Annotated in this window: 26 protein-coding genes and 1 pseudogene; 24 read left to right on the top strand and 3 right to left on the bottom strand. The window is 44.0% G+C overall.

The annotated features are described in order from the left end of the window. Positions 1-21: 21 nt before the first annotated feature. Genes B9J78_03895 through B9J78_03885 form a run of 3 tightly spaced genes read right to left on the bottom strand, consistent with a single transcriptional unit; the run spans position 22 to position 681 of the window. The gene (locus B9J78_03895; GenBank protein MBA2124060.1) at positions 22-201 is read right to left on the bottom strand and encodes a hypothetical protein; all 180 of its coding nucleotides are present in this window, start codon (positions 199-201) and stop codon (positions 22-24) included. A 49-nt stretch (positions 202-250) separates the two neighbouring features. Beyond that, the gene (locus tag B9J78_03890; GenBank protein MBA2124059.1) at positions 251-466 is read right to left on the bottom strand and encodes a hypothetical protein; all 216 of its coding nucleotides are present in this window, start codon (positions 464-466) and stop codon (positions 251-253) included. Further along, the gene (locus B9J78_03885; GenBank protein ID MBA2124058.1) at positions 463-681 is read right to left on the bottom strand and encodes a hypothetical protein; all 219 of its coding nucleotides are present in this window, start codon (positions 679-681) and stop codon (positions 463-465) included. Before B9J78_03885 ends, B9J78_03890 begins: the two co-directional genes overlap by 4 nt. 601 nt (positions 682-1,282) lie before the next feature. Here B9J78_03885 and B9J78_03880 point away from each other — a divergent pair. From B9J78_03880 to B9J78_03765, 24 genes and pseudogenes are all read left to right on the top strand, one after another. Beyond that, entirely contained in the window at positions 1,283-1,408 is a 126-nt protein-coding gene (locus B9J78_03880) for a rubredoxin (GenBank protein MBA2124057.1), read from the top strand. Positions 1,409-1,621: 213 nt separating this feature from the next. Then, a complete protein-coding gene (locus B9J78_03875; protein ID MBA2124056.1) occupies positions 1,622-2,098 on the top strand; it encodes a hypothetical protein in 477 nt (158 codons plus the stop codon). 17 nt (positions 2,099-2,115) lie between these two features. Next, complete coding sequence (locus tag B9J78_03870) at positions 2,116-2,556, top strand: hypothetical protein (GenBank protein MBA2124055.1); 441 nt, start codon at positions 2,116-2,118, stop codon at positions 2,554-2,556. A 116-nt stretch (positions 2,557-2,672) separates the two neighbouring features. Continuing rightward, positions 2,673-3,149: a hypothetical protein gene (locus tag B9J78_03865; GenBank protein ID MBA2124054.1), complete on the top strand. Its 477-nt coding sequence runs from the start codon at positions 2,673-2,675 to the stop codon at positions 3,147-3,149. Positions 3,150-3,164: 15 nt separating this feature from the next. Next, complete coding sequence (locus B9J78_03860) at positions 3,165-3,401, top strand: NrdH-redoxin (protein ID MBA2124053.1); 237 nt, start codon at positions 3,165-3,167, stop codon at positions 3,399-3,401. Between the two features lies 1 nt (position 3,402). Continuing rightward, entirely contained in the window at positions 3,403-3,639 is a 237-nt protein-coding gene (locus tag B9J78_03855) for a hypothetical protein (GenBank protein MBA2124052.1), read from the top strand. A 19-nt stretch (positions 3,640-3,658) separates the two neighbouring features. Beyond that, positions 3,659-4,558, top strand: coding sequence for a hypothetical protein (locus tag B9J78_03850; GenBank protein ID MBA2124051.1), 900 nt, complete (start codon positions 3,659-3,661; stop codon positions 4,556-4,558). A 100-nt stretch (positions 4,559-4,658) separates the two neighbouring features. Then, entirely contained in the window at positions 4,659-5,081 is a 423-nt protein-coding gene (locus B9J78_03845) for a hypothetical protein (GenBank protein ID MBA2124050.1), read from the top strand. Positions 5,082-5,162: 81 nt separating this feature from the next. Continuing rightward, entirely contained in the window at positions 5,163-6,458 is a 1,296-nt protein-coding gene (locus B9J78_03840; protein MBA2124049.1) for an O-acetylhomoserine aminocarboxypropyltransferase, read from the top strand. A gap of 58 nt (positions 6,459-6,516) precedes the next feature. Then, a pseudogene (locus B9J78_03835) lies at positions 6,517-7,453 on the top strand (cysteine synthase A). Further along, positions 7,450-8,610, top strand: coding sequence for a homoserine O-acetyltransferase (locus tag B9J78_03830; GenBank protein ID MBA2124048.1), 1,161 nt, complete (start codon positions 7,450-7,452; stop codon positions 8,608-8,610). Before B9J78_03835 ends, B9J78_03830 begins: the two are co-directional and overlap by 4 nt. After that, complete coding sequence (locus tag B9J78_03825; GenBank protein MBA2124047.1) at positions 8,600-9,244, top strand: methionine biosynthesis protein MetW; 645 nt, start codon at positions 8,600-8,602, stop codon at positions 9,242-9,244. Before B9J78_03830 ends, B9J78_03825 begins: the two co-directional genes overlap by 11 nt. Before the next feature lie 159 nt (positions 9,245-9,403). Next, positions 9,404-10,465: a hypothetical protein gene (locus B9J78_03820; protein MBA2124046.1), complete on the top strand. Its 1,062-nt coding sequence runs from the start codon at positions 9,404-9,406 to the stop codon at positions 10,463-10,465. Positions 10,466-10,608: 143 nt separating this feature from the next. Beyond that, entirely contained in the window at positions 10,609-11,457 is an 849-nt protein-coding gene (locus tag B9J78_03815; protein ID MBA2124045.1) for a sulfonate ABC transporter permease, read from the top strand. Positions 11,458-11,463: 6 nt separating this feature from the next. Continuing rightward, a complete protein-coding gene (locus B9J78_03810) occupies positions 11,464-12,339 on the top strand; it encodes an ABC transporter ATP-binding protein (GenBank protein ID MBA2124044.1) in 876 nt (291 codons plus the stop codon). A gap of 15 nt (positions 12,340-12,354) precedes the next feature. Further along, a complete protein-coding gene (locus tag B9J78_03805; protein MBA2124043.1) occupies positions 12,355-13,356 on the top strand; it encodes a cysteine synthase A in 1,002 nt (333 codons plus the stop codon). Positions 13,357-13,498: 142 nt separating this feature from the next. After that, positions 13,499-14,638 (top strand): cystathionine gamma-synthase, encoded by a 1,140-nt coding sequence (locus B9J78_03800; protein ID MBA2124042.1) that lies wholly within the window; start codon positions 13,499-13,501, stop codon positions 14,636-14,638. A gap of 30 nt (positions 14,639-14,668) precedes the next feature. Beyond that, complete coding sequence (locus tag B9J78_03795) at positions 14,669-14,977, top strand: hypothetical protein (GenBank protein ID MBA2124041.1); 309 nt, start codon at positions 14,669-14,671, stop codon at positions 14,975-14,977. A 63-nt stretch (positions 14,978-15,040) separates the two neighbouring features. Beyond that, positions 15,041-15,769: a hypothetical protein gene (locus B9J78_03790; GenBank protein MBA2124040.1), complete on the top strand. Its 729-nt coding sequence runs from the start codon at positions 15,041-15,043 to the stop codon at positions 15,767-15,769. A gap of 113 nt (positions 15,770-15,882) precedes the next feature. Continuing rightward, the gene (locus B9J78_03785; GenBank protein ID MBA2124039.1) at positions 15,883-16,818 is read left to right on the top strand and encodes a hypothetical protein; all 936 of its coding nucleotides are present in this window, start codon (positions 15,883-15,885) and stop codon (positions 16,816-16,818) included. 143 nt (positions 16,819-16,961) lie between these two features. Beyond that, positions 16,962-18,197: a hypothetical protein gene (locus B9J78_03780; protein ID MBA2124038.1), complete on the top strand. Its 1,236-nt coding sequence runs from the start codon at positions 16,962-16,964 to the stop codon at positions 18,195-18,197. Continuing rightward, complete coding sequence (locus B9J78_03775; protein MBA2124037.1) at positions 18,194-19,159, top strand: hypothetical protein; 966 nt, start codon at positions 18,194-18,196, stop codon at positions 19,157-19,159. Before B9J78_03780 ends, B9J78_03775 begins: the two co-directional genes overlap by 4 nt. After that, a complete protein-coding gene (locus tag B9J78_03770; GenBank protein MBA2124036.1) occupies positions 19,134-19,370 on the top strand; it encodes a hypothetical protein in 237 nt (78 codons plus the stop codon). The genes B9J78_03775 and B9J78_03770 overlap by 26 nt, the downstream gene beginning before the upstream one ends. Continuing rightward, complete coding sequence (locus B9J78_03765; GenBank protein MBA2124035.1) at positions 19,367-20,395, top strand: hypothetical protein; 1,029 nt, start codon at positions 19,367-19,369, stop codon at positions 20,393-20,395. Before B9J78_03770 ends, B9J78_03765 begins: the two co-directional genes overlap by 4 nt. The last annotated feature ends 1 nt before the right edge of the window (position 20,396 follow it).

Below are 20,396 nucleotides of genomic sequence, written 5' to 3'. Positions count from 1 at the left end.
AGACTTAAAATATATCCCGCTTTAAGGTTGAGGTTGAGGTAGTAACCTTCTAATTTCACTTTCCAACTGTTCTTTCAGGGCATAGTGGTCTTGCAGGAAGGGAAAGAGTGTCTTTGCTATAAAGGCAATCGCTACTACACACTTGCGATTTGCGATTTGGGGGCTTTTTTCTTTTAAGTAATTATTTATGCGAAACCTCATGCTACTTCACGCAATACTATTTTAGCCCTGTCAGTAAAAGAAGAACTGCTTAAGAGTTTAAGGATATAGATTTTTTTAACACCATAACCCACCAATGATACTTTCTGGTTCTTAATAACTGGATGTTTAAGGGAGAAAAGTATCTTTTCTGAAGATTCTCTAATTTAGTGAAACTTTTTCCTCCAAATTCTTCTCCCCAGTCTGTCTGGAAGTAGAGTTTTTGATAAAAACCAAAGGCTCTTAACCAAAGTTGAACTAATATCATAAAGGCAAAACCGTTGGTAAATGACTTTTCCTTCCTGCCTGGGGCAGACAGGTTAGTTCTCTACTGGTCTTTGAAATGTTTCCTTTATTCTTATTTAAGGTACTTAAAAGAAACTCTCTTGCTTTTATCCTATTCATTATGGTAGAGCTGGCAATAGGTAATCTGGGACATCGGAAATCCCCTTTAGTCTTTTGATAAAACTTTAAAAGAGACAATATTCATTTTACCTGTCTGCCCCAGGCAGGTAAGACTTCAAAACATCTTTAAAAGCTCTACCTGTCTGCCCCAGGCAGGAGGGGGTGGTCACGATGTCCAGGCGCAAAAACACATGTTAATTGACCCTGTTAGAGAATTGCTTGATGCCAAAAGTGTTTATAGATATTGGTTTCTCTAACAGGGTTGACATGAACCTGAGATATGTGTTAGGATAATTACACCATGAATCGAGTTAAGTTTCCCCAAAAATTGTGCTTGACAGGTTTAATGAAATGTGGTATACTGAACCTAGCTTTTGGAGAAACTAAACTGTTACGTTATCATTATTATGGGGCTGAATAGTTACAGTTCTACTCTGTTGCCTTTAGAAAGAAGCGCTATGAGAGCATAAAAGAACTTCAGGTTGACCTGGATAACTTCATGGATTATTATAATTACAGACCTGTCTGCGAGCGCTCTCGCTCAGGCAGGCGAACACACCAAGGCTATAAACTAAAGAAGAACGGCTATAGGATACCGCCTGCCTGTGCGTCTTCGCCTGTCTGCTGTGCTGGCACAGGCAGGCACGCAGACAGGTAACAACATCTTGAAGCCAGGACAATTTATGACCAGCAAAAAGGTGACCCGGATAACGGTATAAACCCAGGCACTACCTTTGAGGATTTACCGGATAGTTGGGTTTGTCCACAATGTGGAGTAGGTAAAGATTTGTTTGAGAAAGTTTAGGAAGGAGGTGAATACAAATGGCAAAGAGATGCGGGACAAAAAAAGCAACCAAAACTGCAAAGAAAGGTAGCCGTTATACCTGTGATGCTTGTGGTTTGGTGGTTACAGTGGATAATGTCTGCGGTTGTGTGGATACTTGCGATATCATCTGTTGTGGTTATGAAATGAAGCCCAAGAAATAGTTGCTTAAAACAAGAAAGGAGGGTCTAAAAAATGGGTAAACAAGGAATAAAAATCGTAGGGATTGATGTGGGTGATTTAATTAAGGATTTAAATAAGGCCTATTGTGATGAGTGGCTTGCTTATTATGCCTACTGGTATATGGCAAAAACAGTTACCGGTAAAGGTTATGAGGATATAAGTGAATTTTTAGCCAAGATTGCCAAGGAGGAAGAAGAACACGCCGGTGAACTTGCCGACAGAATCCAGGAGTTAGGCGGACTTCCTTTAGCTAACCCAATTGAATTAGAGAAGAATGCCAATGCCCCTTACCCTAAGCCACCCAAAGATACGGCTGATTATGACAAAATTATTAAGGTTGTCTTGGATGCCGAGGCAGGAGCAATTGAGGTTTATAATAAATTGGCAGAGAAAACTAAAGATAAAGACCATGCTACCTATCAACTTATTGGTCATATCTTGTCAGAAGAGATAAAACATGAGGATATGTTTGAAGATTTATTAGAATAAAAATCAAGGAGACGGAGATGGATACATTTGTCTGTGGTAAGTGTGGTTATGTAGCATTTGGTTCGCCTCCCGATGTATGTCCGGTCTGTGGAGCAAAGAAAGAGGCGTTTGAGATGGACAATACTGCGATTAAAAGACCGGTTGATTCGAAAAACCTAAACGAATTAGAAAAGAAGCATATTCCTCAGATTAAGATTACCAAGACTTGCGATTTGGTGGGCTCAGGCTGCGTGGATGCAAATATCAAAATCGGCGAGATTCTGCATCCTATGGAGACAAAACACTACATTATGTATATGGATATCTATTTAGACCGCGCATTTATTGGCCGTTACCATCTCACCCCTGAGAAACTCAATCCTGTTTTGGGGATACATTTGAAAGTAAATTCTGGAAAACTGTTAGTTCTGGAAAACTGCAATCTTCACGGCCACTGGGTGAGTGAAGTAGAGATTTAGTGAATCCAGCACCATCCGGAAGCACTTTTGCCCAAACCAAAAATATTTGATTGCAGTAGAGGTAAAAGAAATTGTTGACCTTATGCCAAGGCATATAAAACCGGAAGCTTAAACTTATGGGAAATATTTTTTCCGCAAGTGAAGTAGTAGAATTGGGCATTCAGATTGAGAAAAACGGCAGGGATTTTTATAATACCCTAACCAAACAATCAAAGAAAGCAAAAGTCCAAGAACTATTTAGGTATCTGGCAGGTGAAGAAGAAAAACACATTGTTGTCTTTCAGAAGATATTGGATTCCGTAGAAAAATACCAGCCGCCTGAAAGTTATCCTGTAGAATATTTTGCCTATATGAATGCCTTTGCTTCTGAATATGTGTTTACTAAAGAAAATAAAGGTAAAGAAATCGCCCAAAAAATAAAGACAGACAAAGAAGCAGTAGATTTAGGCATAGGCTTTGAGAAGGATTCCATTATTTTTTACGAAGGGATGAAGAAGGTAGTGCCAGAGCATGACCCAAAGGTAATTAGTGAATTGATTAGCCAGGAGCAAAGTCATCTCAGGCAACTGGTGGAGTTAAAAAAGAATTTTTAATTTTAAGGAAGCAAGATGGCAAAGTCAGTAAAGATTTATACTACCTCTACCTGTCCTTATTGCATTCGTGCTAAACAATTTTTAAAAGACAACAATATCACTTATGAGGATGTAGATGTGTCTGTTAACCAACAAGCAGGAGAAGAGATGATCCAAAAATCTGGTCAGATTGGAGTTCCGGTTTTAGATATCGACGGTAAAATTATTGTCGGCTTTGACAAAGAAAGAATAAAAGAGGCTCTGGGATTATAAAATGTATGAAATGGGGTATCCATTTGACTCACGTAAACTGAATATGCAATGGCCTATCTGGTGCCGAGGGACCGACAAGACGCCAGTAAGGGACCACCTTAGCCATGCGGCCAGCGAACACGAAGCAAATAGCTCCAACATGCTTCCTCTGTACCGAAAAATTCATCAAATTCCATCAAAGTTCTTGAAAAATCATTGGCGTCCACAACAGCATGTATTACACCATGTGGTAACGTGAGTCAAGTGGATACCCCCATATGTATGATTTAATTATTATCGGTGCAGGACCAGCAGGGATTACCGCCTCTGTTTATGCTGCCAGAAAAAGAATGAATTTCTTGGTGATTACCAAAGATATCGGGGGACAGGCAGCGTTAAGTGGTGATATAGAGAATTACACCGGTTATCAGTTTATCACTGGCCCGGATTTGGCAGCTAAGTTTGAGGAACATATGCACAAATTTGAGATTACCCTAAAGGAAAACGAAGAGGTCGTAGAGCTTAAAAAGAAAGAAGATAAAGTTTGGGTGAAGACTAACAAAGATACTTATGAAGCCAAGACTGCAATCATCGCTTCTGGAAAAAGGTCAAGAGAGCTGAATGTGCCGGGAGAAAAAGAATTTAAGAACAAAGGCCTGACTTACTGCGCTACCTGCGACGGGCCACTGTTTACGGGTAAAGATGTTGCGGTTATTGGCGGCGGAAATTCTGCCTTAGATGCTACCCTGCAATTACTTAAGATAGCCAGGCAGATTTATTTAATTAATAATACTCCCACTTTAGGTGGTGATGCGGTAATGCGGGAAAAAGTAGAAGATGCTAAATTTGTAACGGTCTTAAATAATGCTCAGGTAACAAAAATATTCGGGGAAAGAATGGTTAGCGGGATTAAAATAAAAAGGCAGGATAGAGAAGAGGCATTATCCGTAGAAGGCGTATTTGTAGAAATCGGTCTTATCCCAACTTCCGAATTTGCAAAAGATGTAGAAAAAAATCAATTTGGCGAAATCAGGGTAAACCCTTATAATGAAACCAATATCCCCGGCATCTTTGCTGCGGGCGATGTTACGGATGTGCCAGAGAAACAGATAATTATTGCCGCCGGAGAAGGGTCAAAAGCCAGTCTAAGTGCCTTTCGTTATTTAGCCCATTCATAATAACATAAAAAAATAAATATTTTTTCTTGACAAAATAAAAAATATACTGTATACTTTACTATGTTGATAGGCTTACTAATATTAAGTTGATGGGGATAAAATGAGGATTTCAGCAGAGAGCGACTATGCCTGTAAGGCGCTTTTAGAATTAGCCTTATACTGGCCGAACAGAGAGCCGGTTCGGATATCTACGATAGCCAAGAAACAAAATATCCCGATTAAGTATCTGGAGCAGATTCTAATTCAGTTAAAAAACGCAAGGTTAGTAGAAAGCGTGCGAGGAAAACAGGGCGGATATAGACTGGCTAAGGCGCCTCGTGAAATAAGCTTAGGCGAAATGATGCGCAAGGTTAAAGGCCCTCTCTTGCAATTGGCGGATACTGCAACCCAGAAAAAATCTGTATTTACGGCTATTTGGAAAGAGGTGGAGGATTCTATAGTTAAGGTGTTGGATAAAGTAAATTTTGAAGATATAGCAAATAAAACCAGGAGCAGGGAGGGTGCTATGATTTATCAGATTTAATTTTTTTTGCTTACTATATATAAACATCATTTATACGTAATATCTCAACTATATTTATATGTCAAAAGGAGGATGGAAAAAATGACGGAAAAAAATGAGGGTTTGAGAACAGAAACATTGGCGTTGCACGGAGGACAGGTTGCGGACCCGACGACGGGGGCGCGGGCTGTGCCGATTTATCAGACGACCTCTTATCAGTTCAAAAATACGGAGCATGCGGCGAATCTTTTTGCACTGAAAGAATTCGGGAACATTTACACAAGGATAATGAACCCGACAACCGATGTCTTTGAAAAACGAATGGCAGCTCTGGACGGTGGCGTCGGAGCGCTTGCTGTGGCGAGCGGGCAGGCTGCGCAGGCACTCGCTCTCCTCAATATAGCGCAGGCAGGTGATGAGATCGTTTCGGCAGATAACCTCTACGGCGGAACGTATAATCAATTCCATTATACTTTCCCGCGCTTAGGAATAAAGGTCAAATTTGTTAAGTCCAATGACCTTGAGGCTTTTCAGAGAGCGATAACCCCAAAGACGAAAGCACTATATGCCGAATCCATAGGTAATCCCAAACTTGACATCGCGGATTTGGAAGGAATATCCAAGGTTGCCCATAAGAACGGCATTCCGTTTGTTTTGGACAATACGGTATCCCCTTATTTATTAAGACCGTTTGATTTTGGAGTAGATATCATTGTGTATTCGGCGACCAAGTTTATCGGCGGCCACGGCACAAGCATCGGCGGGGTAATCGTTGATTCCGGTAAGTTTGATTGGGATAACGGTAAGTTCCCTCTTATCTCTGAACCCGAACCAAGCTATCATGGAATTGATTTCATCGAAGCGCTTAAGCCGCTTGGTAATATCGCCTATATCATCAAGGCGCGGGTTACTCTTTTAAGGGATCTTGGTCCGGCGCTTTCACCGTTCAACGCTTTTCTGTTTTTGCAGGGGTTAGAAACCTTGCACCTGAGGATGCCGCGGCATTCCGAAAATGCGCTTGCAGTAGCGAAATATTTGAAGAAACATTCAAGGGTAAGCTGGGTTAATTATCCGGGTTTGGATGATAGTCCCGAAAGAGAAAGGGTTAAAAGGTATCTACCAAAAGGAGCGGGTGCAATATTAGGTTTTGGAATTAAAGGAGGGTTGGAAGCGGGAAGAAAATTTATTGACTCGCTTCAATTAATATCGCACTTGGCCAATGTCGGTGATGCTAAAAGTCTTGCCATTCATCCGGCGACTACCACACATCAGCAGTTATCTGACGAAGAGCAGTTATCAACCGGGGTGACTCAGGATTTTGTTCGCCTGTCCATTGGCATTGAGCACATTGACGATATCCTTGCCGATATCGAGCAGGCATTAGCTAAAACAGCATAAGACACCCCGCGCTTATTGGAATTGCGCGGGTGTTGCCCTTGTGGCAAGGAGGATGACAATGGGTAGGATATATTCTGATATTACAAAAACCGTAGGCAATACTCCTTTAGTAAAACTTAACCGTATTACCAATGGAGTAGAAGCTACGGTAGTAGCGAAGTTAGAGTCGTTTAATCCGCTTTCAAGCGTGAAAGACCGTATAGGAGTATCGCTGATTGAAGACGCAGAGCGCAGGGGTGTGCTTAAAAAAGACACCGTAGATTATTGAACCTACCAGTGGCAATACGGGAATCTCTCTGGCATTCGTAGCTGCGGCAAAAGGCTACAAATTGATTTTGACTATGCCTGAGACGATGAGTATCGAACGCAGGCAGCTGCTTAAAATCCTCGGGGCAGAGGTTGTATTAACCGAAGGCACAAAAGGGATGAAAGGCGCAGTGGAAAAAGCTGAAGAGTTAGCCAAGTCTACCCCAAACAGTTTTATACCGCAGCAATTCAATAATCCTGCTAATCCTGAGATCCATCGCAAAACAACTGCCGAGGAGATCTGGAACGATACTGATGGAAAGGTTGATATTCTCGTATCAGGAGTTGGTAATGGAGGAACAATCACGGGAGTCTCCGAAGTAATTAAGAAAAGAAAGCCGGATTTTAAGGCAATCGCAGTTGAACCCGAAGCTTCTCCGGTTTTATCCGGTGGTAAACCCGGGCCGCATAAAATCCAGGGAATAGGCGCAGGGTTTATCCCTCAGGTTTTAAATAGAGATGTCGTGGATGAGATCATCCAGGTTTCTAATGAAAACGCCGGAGAGATTGCCCGGCAACTCGCAAAATTAGAAGGGATCCTTGCCGGTATTTCAAGCGGCGCAGCTCTATGGGCCGCATTGGAAGTTGCCAAGCGAAAAGAGAACAAAGGAAAACTCATTGTGGTAGTCCTCCCTGATACAGGGGAACGGTATCTTACTACATGGCTTTTCCAAGAGGTTAAGGTATGACAGAGGAAAGAAGAGAATCAAGGGAGAATAGCGTTGGGGTTGCTCAGACGCAATACGTTACGTTTGATAGCCTTCCACTCGAGAGTGGAGAGAAGCTTGCACCTGTTACTCTTGCCTATGAGACCTATGGTGTATTAAACGAGAAAAAATCTAACGCCATTCTTATTCTCCATGCGCTTTCAGGCGATGCGCATGTAGCCGGTGTGCATGAAGGGCAGAATAACACGGGATGGTGGGATGCTATGGTCGGCCCGGGCAAGGCATTTGACACGGAAAAGTATTTTGTAGTTTGTTCAAATGTTTTAGGCGGATGCAAAGGCTCTACCGGTCCCTCAAGCGTCAATCCCAAAACCGGTAAGCCTTACGCTCTTGATTTTCCGGTTATTACCATAAATGATATGGTTAATGCCGAAAAGCAGCTTATTGATTATTTAGGTATTGAGAAATTATTGACAGTTGTAGGCGGTTCAATGGGGGGAATGCAGGTTTTGTCGTGGCTGGTGAGATATCCCCAGAGGATCCGCAGCGCAATACCAATTGCCACAGCTGCAAGGCATTCTCCTCAGCAGATTGCGTTCAATGAGGTAGGTAGGCAGGCAATTATGGCTGATCCGTACTGGAAGTCGGGGAATTACTACGACGGGCCACTGCCAGCCAAGGGCCTAGCAGTGGCAAGGATGATTGGCCATATAACATTCATGAGCGATGTTTCCATGACTGAAAAGTTCGGAAGACAAAAAAAGAATAATGCCCAAAACGTCAAATTCACTGCTGATTTTGAGGTAGAGGGGTATTTGCGCTATCGCGGCGACAATTTTGTCAAAAGGTTTGACGCTAACTCTTACCTTTATATTACCAAGGCCATTGATAATTTCGATGCATCAAATGGTATGTCCCTTCAGGAAGTGTTAGAGGGAATAAAGGCGAAAGTGCTAGTTATTGCCTTTAAATCAGATTGGCTGTATCCGGCATATCAGTCAAAGGAAATAGTCAAAGCCTGCAAGCTTTCAGGGATAGAGGCGACATATTGCGAAGTTGATTCAACATACGGACATGACGCTTTTCTTTTGGAAGTTGAGGAAGAAACGCACCTGATTTCACATTTCTTAAAAAAAGTATTTTATGAATATGAGGTAACAGGAAGCTATGACATATGAGAATATCCGCCCGGATCATAGAATAATACTCGGTTTAGTCCAGCAGCAATCAAAAGTTTTAGATCTTGGCTGCGGGACAGGAGAGCTCTTGTATATTCTGATCAAGGAGAAGAACGTACGCGGTCAGGGCATTGAAATAGACGAGCAGGCAATATATAAATGTGTAGCCCGGGGTTTAAGCGTATTTCATGGAGACATAGATTCCGGACTGTCCGAGTATAAAGATAAATCTTTTGATTATGTAATTTTAAACCAGAGCCTTCAGGAGGTCAGGAAGCCTGAAATTGTTCTGAAGGAATCTCTGAGGGTAAGTAGAAAAGTTATAGTTAGCTTCCCTAATTTTACCTATTACAGTGCGCGTTTACAGATATTCTTTAAAGGCAAAGTTCCGGTCACGCCTTCTCTGCCTTATGAATGGTACAATACGCCCAATCTCCATTTTTTAAGCATTTCGGATTTTATTGAATATTGCCGCAGGAGAGACATCAGAATAGAAAAATCCTTTTTTATCGGGAAAAATAAAAAGGTGAGGATATTTCCAAACTTGTTTGCATCGGTAGGAATATTCCTCATCGCGAAAAAAGAGCCCGAAAGTATTTGTAAATCTTCTCCAAAAATAGTAGAGGTAGTGTAGGGCTTTATGCCCGTGTAGGCATAGCGCAGGGGCTTCTCCCGTTCTCGGACGCCCATCTACACTACATTGCCCATAAAGGGGGATACTACCCTGTGGATAACTACACTTTTGGGAGAAGAGCCGTATTTGTAAATGTAAAGAGAGGAGGATAGTGTCAAAATGAATAAAGCTACTCGAAATCAAAAGTGGTTGTGGGTTAGTCTGGCGGTTACGCTAGTATTGGTGATTGTGGTTGGAATGGTTTTGGTCACGGACTGGTTTCGGCCAGCTCCTGTTGGCGACCCAGAAGATGTTTTAACCAAAATCATTGTTGCTGATGCTTGGTCCACGCATCATTTAAACCTGTATGTCGCTCAGGAGAAGGGGCTTTTTGGAAAGCATGGCCTGGAAGTTGAGATTCAGCCCGTCAAAAGCCTGTCTGCAGCCAGGGATCTTGTGGTTGCTGGGGCAGCAGATGTGTTCTGGTCCTGTCCCACAGTAGCCATCGCCGCCATAGCTGGCGGTGCACCTATGCAGATAATTGCTCAGGTTAAAGAGCCCTGCACTTCAGTTTTGGTTGTTCCCGCTGGTTCACCCATTGAAACACTGAGAGATTTGAAGGGGAAGAACATTGCCGGGATATCGCCAGCTTGTGAAGCGGTAATTAGCATAACCAAAGCAGCAAGAGGGGAAGGCGCTGAATTTAACCTGGTAAAGCTTGCCGGAGGACCGGCAATTGCTGCCCTTGAGGCAGGCCAGATTGACGGCGCAATTTTGGAAGAGCCTCATGCCAGCATAGTGGAATTGAAAGGATTCAGAGTGCTTTTCCGAGAAGTTTCTCTGGCTATCCCCTGCCGTACTATCAACGCAAGAGCGGGATTTTTGGCAAGCGATGCCGATGCACTGAAGAGGTTTGTCGAGGCGGTAAATGAAGCTAATGCTATCATCCGTAAGGAGGGACCTCAAGCAGATGTTATCGTCGAGATCGCCCATAAATATACAGGGGCGCCCAAAGATGCCATTAGACATGGCAATCCAAGATTAGGGTTCACCATCTACATAAATGAACAGGGCTACAAGCAGTTGGGGGATGACTTGGTCGAGTTAGGTCATATCAAGGAAAACCCTGGGGACAGGATGTTTGCGCAAGAGTTTAAGGGGATAACCTGGGGGTTTGCTGAGAGACCTGTGGAAATTAAGATTCAAGAGGACGGACACGTGACCGTGATTGAGAAGAATTAGTGCCTTGCAAAATTAGTTATTGATACTAAAATCACCAAGTAGTCATTGTCCGGCTTGACCGGACAATCCAGAATCCCTGGCCATTTCCTGGATTCCCGCTTTCGCGGGAATGACAAAGAGCAAGAATTTAGGGAGGATTACTTGTGGAAGAAACAGCCGTAAGCAGGACTATTACTTATGAAACAAAGGGGTTAAACTTAGTAACGAAAGAGTTCCGGACTTTTGCTAAAAATTCCTTTGGCAGCATTATTACCCGCGAATTCCTTACCGTGGCCGTTCCTATTCTTTTGTTGTGGGAGTTCCTTCCTCGTCTTGGCGTTGTCCCACAGACCTTGATACCCCCACCGTCGACCGTTGCCCTTACCTTCTGGGACCTTCTCGTCGAGCATGACTTCATGGGACACCTTGGTAGCAGCCTTTTAAGGTTCTTCTCAGGTTTAGTTTTGGGCTTATTGCTCGCTTTTCCAATAGGGATTCTGATGGGCTGGAATATGTTTCTCCGTCGGCATAGCTTGCCACTCTTCCAGATTTTGGCTCCGATTCCGCCGCCAGCCTGGGTGCCTATTACCATTATCTTCCTTGGTGTGGGGCTGCCAATGCAGACCTTTTTGGTTTTCCTGGGTGCTTTTTATCCCATTCTTTTTAACACTTATCAGGCGGTGAAAGATACTGAGCCAAGGTATATTGCCTCGGCGCGGGTTTATGGTGCCAGTGAATTTACTTTGATTAAGCATGTCTATGTTCCTGCTGCGCTTGGCTCTGTGATTATGGGGATTAAAATCGGCATAGCCCTGGGGCTGGTGATGCTGGTAATAGCCGAGATGTACGGCGCCCCTAATGGCATTGGCTGGCTTTTGGTGGAATCCAAGGAATTCTTTCGCATAGACAGGATGGTGGTTTGTATGCTTACCCTGGGTTTTATGGGCTGGTTTCTCATTGAAATCATGAAGCACCTTGAACTTAAACTCGCTTTCTGGAAGGCGGGGAGGTAATCAGCCATGATCGAAGCCAGGGAAATCACCAAGTTCTTTTCAGTAATTAACCCTAATGGAATAGCCGAGGGGAATACTGCAGTTTTATCCGTCTCATTAAAAATCGAAGATGGCGAGTTTGTGGCTATCGTTGGTCCTACCGGTTGCGGCAAGTCTACTTTCCTGGAAATCCTGGCAGGGTTACAGGCCCCATCTGAGGGACAGGTCTACATGCAGGATAAGATGGTATTAGAACCACTCCCTCACACACGCAAGGAAATGGATGCTTATCAAAAGAAATACCGCTTCCTGTCACCGATCGCCAATAACCTGTTTCGAGACACCCCGAAGTTTGATATTGCTATGATTTTCCAGGATTATAGTATTTATCCATGGATGACCGCATTAGAAAACGTGCTTTTTACCTTGAAACTGCGTGGTGTATTGAGCGGGGAAAGGGAGCAACTGGCTAGAAGGTACTTAAGCCTTGTGGGTTTGAGCGGTGCTGAAAATAGATATCCCTCCCAACTTTCAGGAGGAATGCGTCAGCGTGTTGCCCTGGCTAGGGCTCTTTCGGTGGAACCAAAGATTATCCTGATGGATGAGCCCTTTGCGGCAATTGATGCTCTTTCGCGGGAAAAACTACAGGATGATCTTTTAAACATCTGGAAAATTATGCAAAAGACTGTCGTTTTCGTAACTCATGACATTGAGGAGGCGGTATATCTTGCTGACCGCATAATCGTATTTTCACCTCAGCCGGGTACGGTCCGCAATATCATTTCCGTAGATGTCCCCAGACCGAGAATGCGTGGCAACAAAGAATTAGTGGAGTTGGAGAACCGTATTTTCCAGATTTATCGCTTCGATGTTATTGGCGAGGCTTTAGATTATGTTATTTAATTGAGGAGAAGATGGATGAACATAAATCAAATTGAATCTCCGGATGAAGTTCCGATTCGGGAGAAGAATTTTCGAGGTAAGATTTACCAGGATATAACCCGGGTAATTGGCTGCACTCCTCTTGTCAGGATAAATCGGCTGACACGCGATTGCGGAGCCGAGGTAGTAGCCAAGCTGGAGTCGTTTAATCCCTTAAACAGCGTGAAGGATAGAATCGGCGCAGCCATGCTCGAGGCAGCAGAGAGAGTGGGGTTGCTTAAGCCGGGGATGGTGATTATAGAGCCTACCTCCGGGAACACCGGGATTGGGTTGGCTCTTGCCTGCGCCGCCATGGGATATCGCCTGGTTTTAACTATGCCCGAGACGATGTCGATAGAGCGCCGGAAGATTCTGCAGATATTAGGGGCTGAGGTTGTACTTACACCAGGTTCAGAGGGGATGAAGGGCGCTATTAGCAAGGCAGAGGAGCTGCATCGCCAGATCCGGGGCAGCTTTGTCCCCCAGCAGTTTGAAAATCTGGCTAATCCACATGTCCATCGTCTAACCACGGCGGAGGAAATCTGGGAGGATACCGGTGGTAGAGTGGATATCCTGGTTGCAGGTATCGGTACAGGAGGGACGGTTACCGGGGTATCGGAGGTAATTAAGAAGCGCAAGCCTTCTTTTCAAGCAATCGGGGTGGAACCAGAAGCATCTCCGGTGCTTTCCGGAGGTAGACCAGGACCGCATCGTATACAGGGGATTGGCGCTGGTTTTGTGCCGAAGGTGCTAAATCGCAAAATTCTTGATGAGGTCATCACTGTAACAAATGAAGATGCCTTCACTACAGCCAGAAGAGTGGCTAAAGAAGAAGGGATACTCTGTGGCATATCTTCGGGGGCAGCCATGTGGGCAGCTTTACAGGTGGCGAAAAGGCCGCAAAACAAGGGGAAACTCATTGTCGTTGTCTTCCCTGACTCGGGTGAGAGATATGTGTCCACTCCGTTATTCTCTTTCGATTCGGAAGCAACTGCATGAAAGGCTACCCGATCCCACGGCTGAGGCGATCGGACCGGTGCTGATGAGTATCAGGACAGGCTCGAAAGGCGACCGGAGATGTTGGAGGCTTCAGTGGGGATAGAGAAGCCCCCCTGCAAAGAGAAAAGGAAGGAGAAGAAATATGAGATTCGAAACATTAGCGATTCATGGCAGCGAAAAGCCCGATCCCACCACCGGCGCATTAATCACACCGATCTATCAGACCTCCACCTTTGCCTTTGAGGATGTGGGCAAGACCAGGGGCTACGACTATTCTCGCACCTCCAACCCCACCAGGAAGGTGTTGGAGGAGACCATCGCCAGGCTCGAGGGCGGAAAGGCGGGATTTGCCTTTGCCACCGGCATGGCTGCCGAAGCCACCGCAATATATTTGCTGAAGGCCGGAGACCATGTGATCTCCGGAGATGACATCTACGGCGGAACCTACCGTCTGTTTCAAGATGTGATGACCAACTTCGGATTGGAGTTTACCTTCCTACGTCTGAATAACAGACGGGAGATCGAGGATGCCATAAGGCCCAATACCAGGATGATATGGATCGAGACCCCCTCCAATCCGCTGCTAAATATCACGGATGTAGAGATGGTGGTAGATATTGCCCGAAAGCATAATCTGTTGACCATGGCGGATAATACCTTTCCCACGCCCTGTTTCCTGCGGCCAATTGAGTATGGCGTTGATTTGGTGGTGCATTCTACTACCAAGTATCTCAACGGCCACTGCGATGTTGTCGGTGGGGCGATAGTGACCGCTACCGATGATCTAACCCAAAAGGTGCAATTTCTCTTGAATGCTCTGGGCACCTGTGCCTCACCCTTTGACTGCTGGCTGGTGCTTCGCGGGATCAAGACCCTGCCTTTGAGGGTTAAGCAGCATGCGATGTCTGCTGCCGCGGTCGCCTCATTTCTGGAGAAACACCCCCGGGTAAGCAGGGTATTCTATCCCGGACTGAAGTCTCATCCGGGTCATGAGATCGCCGCCCGGCAGATGGACGGTTTCGGCGGGATGGTGTCCTTCGAGATAAATGGCGAGGTTAACTCGTTCTTGAGAGGTGTCGAGCTATTCATTCTAGCGGAGTCCCTTGGCGGCGCTAATTCCCTCGTAGAGCACCCGGCTACCATGAGCCATGCCTCGATGCCGAAGGAGTTCCGGGAGAAGGTGGGTATCTTCGATAACCTGGTGAGACTCTCCGTGGGATTGGAGAATATCGAGGATATAATCGAGGATTTGGAGCAGGCGCTGGCAAAAACTGAAGGTTAGTCAGCCCGACAACGAGTCTATTATCCGGGATTGCCGGGTAGTAAACAATATAATCTTGCAAAAAAACAGATGAGCGGTTTCGGAGGGATGATAAGTTTTGAGATAAAAGGCGGCTTTCCCGCCGTTGAAAAATTCGTATCAAAATTAAAATTGTTCCTGCTGGCGGAGTCGCTGGGCGGGGTTGAATCGCTCGCCTGTTATCCTACAAAAATGACTCACAGTTCTCTATCTGCAGAAGAGAGGTCAAAACGGGGGATAAAAGAAAATCTTATCCGTCTATCCGTCGGCATTGAAAATAAAATTGACTTAAAAGATGATTTGGCAAAGGCGCTGTCGTAATTTTTTTACCATATTTGTCTACTAATATAATAGACAAAATAATCAAAAAAGGAGGAAGTTAAAATGGGATTGTTAGAAAAGGCAAAAACTGCTGATGTGAAGGTGTTGGTGGAAACATTGAGTTTCAAGCAGAAAGTGGACAGGTCAATTGAACTCATCTCCGAAGCATTAAAAGTTTACGGTGACGGATTGGTTGTGGCCAACAGCCTGGGTAAAGATTCAGTGGCGGTATGGGATCTAGCCAAGCGTGTCAGCCCCAAAATAAGAGGGTTTATTGTCACCACCAGATTCCAACACAAAGAGACCATTGAATTTATGTTCCAGGAGGTTGAAAGATATCCGGAACTAAAAATCTATAAGAATGATGCGGATATTCCCGAAGGGCTGTATCGGACAGATCCAAACCGATGCTGCGATTTATTAAAGGTAGAGCCGACCAGTCGCGCAATTAGAGAGATGGAGGCGACCTGCTGGGTAACGGGTTTACGTTGCACCGAAGGCCGCACCCGTACCGATTATAAAGAGGTAGAGGAGCGCGATAAAGGGTTGCTTAAATTAAATCCGATTTTAATCTGGAAAGAACGGGAGGTCTGGCAATATCTGGCAGTATATTCTGTGCGGGTAAATCCGATTTATCAAGAAGGCTACCGCTCTCTTGATTGTTTTACCTGCACGCAAATTACCACCGACGAAAATGAGCGTGCCGGACGCTGGGTTGGCACAAGCAAATGCGGCGGCGAATGCGGAATCCATACGCGGCCTTTGAAAAATGTAGATGGAGATGGGATTTGAGTGGTAGAGAAACCAAAAATCACAAAATATAATATTTAAGAATATGGAAATAAAACAAAATAGTAAAATTGATGAGCAGATGATCGGAAAAATAAAAAACGGAGGGAAATCAGATGACTAAAATGATAAATATTTTATTAATAGTTGTTTTGTTGTTAAGCGGAAAAATTGGGTTTAGTCAGGAAAAAGAACTCAAAGGAACGGTAACGTTATCGGGAGCCTGGGCAATTTATCCGACTGCGGTTGCTTGGGCGGAAGCATTCCGGAAAAAACACCCCGGTGTGAGAATTGATGTCTCTGCCGGCGGCGCCGGAAAAGGCGCGGCAGATGCGATTGCCGGATTAGTTGATATCGGAATGGTCTCTCGTGACCCTGACCCGGCAGAGATTAAGAAAGGGATAGTGCCAATTTACATTTTGCATGATGCAGTATATCCAACGATAAGTGATAAAAATCCAGTACTGCAAGACCTTCTAAAAAAAGGTGTAAAGAGACAGACCTGGATTGACATTTATATCAGCGGCATAATTACTACTTGGGATGAAGTAGTTGGACGGAAGGTAGGTAGACCAATCCATGTCTATACCCGCTCTGATTCTTGCGGTGCGGCAGCAACTTGGGCAGCATACTTAGGTAAGAAGCAAGAAGATTTGCGTGGTGTGGGTATATTTGGTGACCCAGGATTACTTGAAGCATCTAGAAGAGACCCAATTGGGATTGGATATTCTAACTTTAGTTTTGTCTTTACAAGGGAAGGGACAGTAGTAAAAGGTGTGAAGTTAGTTCCAATTGATTCCAATGAAAATGGTCTCGCTGACCCGGATGAAATTTACAACGACCGTGAAACCGCAATCAAAGCAATCCGTGCAGGTAGATACCCGGTGACAAGAAAAAATTATTTCTTTGTCAAAGGTAAACCAAAAGGATTAGTAAAAGAGTTCATTAAGTTTGCTCTTTCTGATGAAGGCACAAAAATTGTTGACGAAATACAAACAAGTTTGTCGCTGTCAAAGACGGAAAGAGAAGAAGTTTTGAACGCAATGGAATAAAGCAAACAAAGGGAGAGGCATTTGCCTCTCCCCGCTAGATACTGTCAAAAATAATATGAAAGAATATGTGTTGACTAACGATACATTAAGTTGTATACTTAATGTATCGTTATCTAACAATTTACTAACCAATTCGCTCTAGGATGTCTAGGGTGAAGATTATACCAGAGGAGGTTGTGATGAAGGTCGTTCTTATCGTGTTAACATTGATGTCCTTCCATATTAAGATAGCCGGAGGGGAAGAGTTGGAAAAACTTTCTTTGGAAGAGGCATTGAAAATCGCTTTTATAAATAATCCTGAAATAGTGACAGCAGAAAAAAATATTGAATCAGCAAGGGCAAGAGTTGTTCAGGCTTTGGCTTATCCTAATCCTGAACTTGAGACGGTAATGAAAAATCCTTCCGGAGGTGTAGAAGTTGAAGTCAGTCAAGAATTGGAACTCTTTGGGAAAAGAACACTCCGGGGAAATATGGCAAGAAATGAGATTAAAATCTACGAAAGTGAGTTGGAGTTAATCCACTTGGGGGTCTCTTTTAAGGTTAAGGAATCATATGCTCAGATATTGTTGGCAAGAAAAATAGAGGAACTTGCTGAGGAGTCTTTAAATCTAACCAGGAAATTTTTGGATAAAGTCCGGGAGAAATTTAATCTTGGAGAAGTTTTAAGGAGTGAATTACTCAGGGCGGAGATTGAGATGTTTTACGCTCAAAATGAGTTATTAGTAGCCGAAAAAGATCTCTCTCTTAATAAGGCAAAATTAAATATTTTACTCGGGAGATCGGTCTCTCATAAATTCGTTTGCACCGATGAATTTGTTTATAAAGAGAGGCGGTTTGATTTAGACACGCTTATAAAAAATGCTTTGATAAACAGGCCAGACCTTAAGGCTAAAAAACTGATGCTTGATTCAAAAAATATGGAGGTAAAATTGATGAGAAAAGAGAGGTTTGCTAACCCCTCCGTCGGTTTTTGGGCAGAACGGGAAGACAGAGAACAGAGATTGGGAGTCACCCTGGGAATACCTTTACCTTTCTGGTATAGAAAACAAGGTGAGATTGCAGAGGCAAGAAATGAGTCACAAAAGATAGAATATCAAATAAATTTCCTCAAAAGGCAGATAGAATTAGAAGTTAACAATGCCTTTGGGGAGGTTGTTTTATCTGATAGGCAAGTGGCACTGATGGAAAAATCTGTAAAGAAAGGAAGCGAATTAATCAGGCTGATTGAGATGCAATATGCGGAAGGAAAAACCGATTTTTTAACCTATCTTGAAGTTCTAACAACATTCAAAGGGACTCGATTGAGTTATTTTAGGTCCATACTTGACCATCAAATAAAGTTAGCGATTTTAGAAAAAACAACAGGAGGTGAACTATGAAAAGGTCTTATTGGCCGTGGCTGTTAATTGTAGGTATAGTTTGTTTAATTGTGGGAATATTAGTGTGGAGAGGATTCAGGGAAGAGGAGCATCCGCATAAACACGGAGAGGTATGCCATTGCTATTGTTTCGAACAACAAGGGAAGGAGGAAGATGCACACAAACATGACGCAGAGCATCCTGTCCATATTGGTCATGGCGCAGAAAAATCGTCCCAGGTCACGGTTTGGACCGAGCGATTCGAAATTTTCCTTGAGCATGCATTTATCGTGGCAAATACACCAACCAAATTTATCACCCATGTCTCCGACCTGCAAACACTTAAGCCTCGGGGAAAAGGACCCGTTACTTTCATTTTGCGTCGCGGCTCCGAGACACCGGACAAGCATATCGCACGGGCTCCGGTTAGAGACGGTATTTACATTCCAGAACTAACTTTTCCACTACCTGGTGAGTGGAGTCTGTCGCTGGTTATCCCCCTTGAAGGCAAAGATCATCTCGTCGAACTGCCGCCTTTTGAGGTATATGGTTCCCATGAAGAAGTTGACCGTGCTCCATTTCCTAAAGAGATCGCTGGCATAAGTTTTCTCAAGGAACAGCAATGGAAAATGCTAACCAGGGCCGAACCTGTGGGACGACGAAAAGCGATAGGACAGGAGACCTTGGTTGTACCAGAGTCGGCTCTGATTGATGAAAACGGCAAGCCAGTAGCTTTCGTCCAGGTAGCCGGCGAAACCTTTGAGAAACGTTATCTGGAACTGGGCAACAGAGATAATGACTTTGTAGAGGTTTTGTCTGGTCTATCCGATGGTGAGCGCGTTGTGACCAAAGGCGCCTATGCCATTGCTGAAGCTGAAAGAAAAAAGGAACATCCGCATAGACATGGAGAGGGCTGCCATTGCTGGTGTTTTGAAGAGGGACATCCACACAGGCACGATGAAGGAGTTCATCACGAGCACTAGTGTAGTGTCCCTAACGTTTCTTGACATTTGGCTGTCATTGCGAGGGGCGATGCAACGAAGCAATCTCACTTTTTGGTTCAGAAAACAAGATTGCTTCACTTTGTTCGCAATGACAAATGTAAAGGGACTTATGGGACGGTACACTATGTCTATACTTGACCATCAAACAAAGTTGGCGATTTTAGAAAAAACAACAGGAGGTGAACTATGAAAAGGTCTTATTGGCCGTGGCTGTTAATTGTAGGTATAGTTTGTTTAATTGTGGGAATATTAGTGTGGAGAGGATTCAGGGAAGAGGAGCATCCGCATAAACATGGAGAGGGCTGCCATTGCTGGTGTTTTGAAGAGGGACATCCACACAGGCACGATGAAGGAGTTCATCACGAGCACGAGGAGGAAGGTGTTGTCCAAATATCTACTCGGGGCAAGAAGATGATAGGATTAAAAACAGATAAGGTTGCTATGCGGCATATAAAGAAAAGTCTACGAATTACCGGAGAGATAGCCCAGGATAGCGAGAAATTATTCCATGTCACTTCCAATATTCCGGGTGAGATAGTTGAAGTTAAAGTTGGTTTGGGGGATAATGTGGAAAAAGGAACTTTACTGGCACTTGTCAAAGGCAGTAAAGACGGGAAAATTGAAGAGATAAAATCTCCCAGTGGGACACTAATTATAGGACAACGTATTTCTGAGGGAGAAGAAGTGGACATGCTTACTTCTCTTTTCACAATAGCCGATATATCTACGATGAAAGCAAGTTTTGATGTCTATGAAAAAGATATAGCCATTGTAAAATTGGGACAAAAAGTCAAAGTGAAAACCCGTGCATATCCCGGCAAGATTTACCCCGGTGAAATAACATTCATCTCTCCACGGGTTGACAGGAGAACAAGAACTATAAAAATAAGGGTAGATATTGATAACTATGACCACACGCTGAAACTCGGTAAGTTTGTTACAGGAGATATAATTTACACGGCTCCTCACAAAATGGTATCTATTGCCAATTCAGCAATACAAAGATGGGAAAACAAAGAAATTGTTTTCATACCAATAGGGGACAACAGATACAAACTGAGGGAAATCAAATTAGGAACGACAGGGGAGGAGTTTTCAGAAGTGATTGCCGGGCTTAAACTTGGTGAACAGGTAGTGACCAAAGGTGGTTTTCACCTGAAAGCTGAACTCCAGAAAGCGGCTATTGACTTCGGTGCCCACGGCCATCCGCATTAAA

The sequence above is a fragment of the bacterium Unc6 genome (assembly GCA_013626165.1).
Taxonomy (GTDB): Bacteria; Omnitrophota; Gorgyraeia; order Velesiimonadales; family Velesiimonadaceae; genus Velesiimonas; species Velesiimonas alkalicola.
This window is presented reverse-complemented; position numbering and strand designations above follow the sequence as displayed.

What these genes read in the sequence shown, in the direction of transcription:
- B9J78_03895 (MBA2124060.1), bottom strand. Translation starts at nt 201, where the DNA reads ATGAGGTTTCGCATAAATAATTACTTAAAAGAAAAAAGCCCCCAAATC.
- B9J78_03850 (MBA2124051.1), top strand. Translation starts at nt 3,659, where the DNA reads ATGTATGATTTAATTATTATCGGTGCAGGACCAGCAGGGATTACCGCC.
- B9J78_03865 (MBA2124054.1), top strand. Translation starts at nt 2,673, where the DNA reads ATGGGAAATATTTTTTCCGCAAGTGAAGTAGTAGAATTGGGCATTCAG.
- B9J78_03790 (MBA2124040.1), top strand. Translation starts at nt 15,041, where the DNA reads ATGGGATTGTTAGAAAAGGCAAAAACTGCTGATGTGAAGGTGTTGGTG.
- B9J78_03805 (MBA2124043.1), top strand. Translation starts at nt 12,355, where the DNA reads ATGAACATAAATCAAATTGAATCTCCGGATGAAGTTCCGATTCGGGAG.
- B9J78_03830 (MBA2124048.1), top strand. Translation starts at nt 7,450, where the DNA reads ATGACAGAGGAAAGAAGAGAATCAAGGGAGAATAGCGTTGGGGTTGCT.
- B9J78_03785 (MBA2124039.1), top strand. Translation starts at nt 15,883, where the DNA reads ATGACTAAAATGATAAATATTTTATTAATAGTTGTTTTGTTGTTAAGC.
- B9J78_03770 (MBA2124036.1), top strand. Translation starts at nt 19,134, where the DNA reads ATGAAGGAGTTCATCACGAGCACTAGTGTAGTGTCCCTAACGTTTCTT.
- B9J78_03870 (MBA2124055.1), top strand. Translation starts at nt 2,116, where the DNA reads ATGGATACATTTGTCTGTGGTAAGTGTGGTTATGTAGCATTTGGTTCG.
- B9J78_03860 (MBA2124053.1), top strand. Translation starts at nt 3,165, where the DNA reads ATGGCAAAGTCAGTAAAGATTTATACTACCTCTACCTGTCCTTATTGC.
- B9J78_03775 (MBA2124037.1), top strand. Translation starts at nt 18,194, where the DNA reads ATGAAAAGGTCTTATTGGCCGTGGCTGTTAATTGTAGGTATAGTTTGT.
- B9J78_03765 (MBA2124035.1), top strand. Translation starts at nt 19,367, where the DNA reads ATGAAAAGGTCTTATTGGCCGTGGCTGTTAATTGTAGGTATAGTTTGT.
- B9J78_03810 (MBA2124044.1), top strand. Translation starts at nt 11,464, where the DNA reads ATGATCGAAGCCAGGGAAATCACCAAGTTCTTTTCAGTAATTAACCCT.
- B9J78_03855 (MBA2124052.1), top strand. Translation starts at nt 3,403, where the DNA reads ATGTATGAAATGGGGTATCCATTTGACTCACGTAAACTGAATATGCAA.
- B9J78_03875 (MBA2124056.1), top strand. Translation starts at nt 1,622, where the DNA reads ATGGGTAAACAAGGAATAAAAATCGTAGGGATTGATGTGGGTGATTTA.
- B9J78_03890 (MBA2124059.1), bottom strand. Translation starts at nt 466, where the DNA reads ATGATATTAGTTCAACTTTGGTTAAGAGCCTTTGGTTTTTATCAAAAA.
- B9J78_03820 (MBA2124046.1), top strand. Translation starts at nt 9,404, where the DNA reads ATGAATAAAGCTACTCGAAATCAAAAGTGGTTGTGGGTTAGTCTGGCG.
- B9J78_03825 (MBA2124047.1), top strand. Translation starts at nt 8,600, where the DNA reads ATGACATATGAGAATATCCGCCCGGATCATAGAATAATACTCGGTTTA.
- B9J78_03840 (MBA2124049.1), top strand. Translation starts at nt 5,163, where the DNA reads ATGACGGAAAAAAATGAGGGTTTGAGAACAGAAACATTGGCGTTGCAC.
- B9J78_03800 (MBA2124042.1), top strand. Translation starts at nt 13,499, where the DNA reads ATGAGATTCGAAACATTAGCGATTCATGGCAGCGAAAAGCCCGATCCC.
- B9J78_03780 (MBA2124038.1), top strand. Translation starts at nt 16,962, where the DNA reads ATGTCTAGGGTGAAGATTATACCAGAGGAGGTTGTGATGAAGGTCGTT.
- B9J78_03845 (MBA2124050.1), top strand. Translation starts at nt 4,659, where the DNA reads ATGAGGATTTCAGCAGAGAGCGACTATGCCTGTAAGGCGCTTTTAGAA.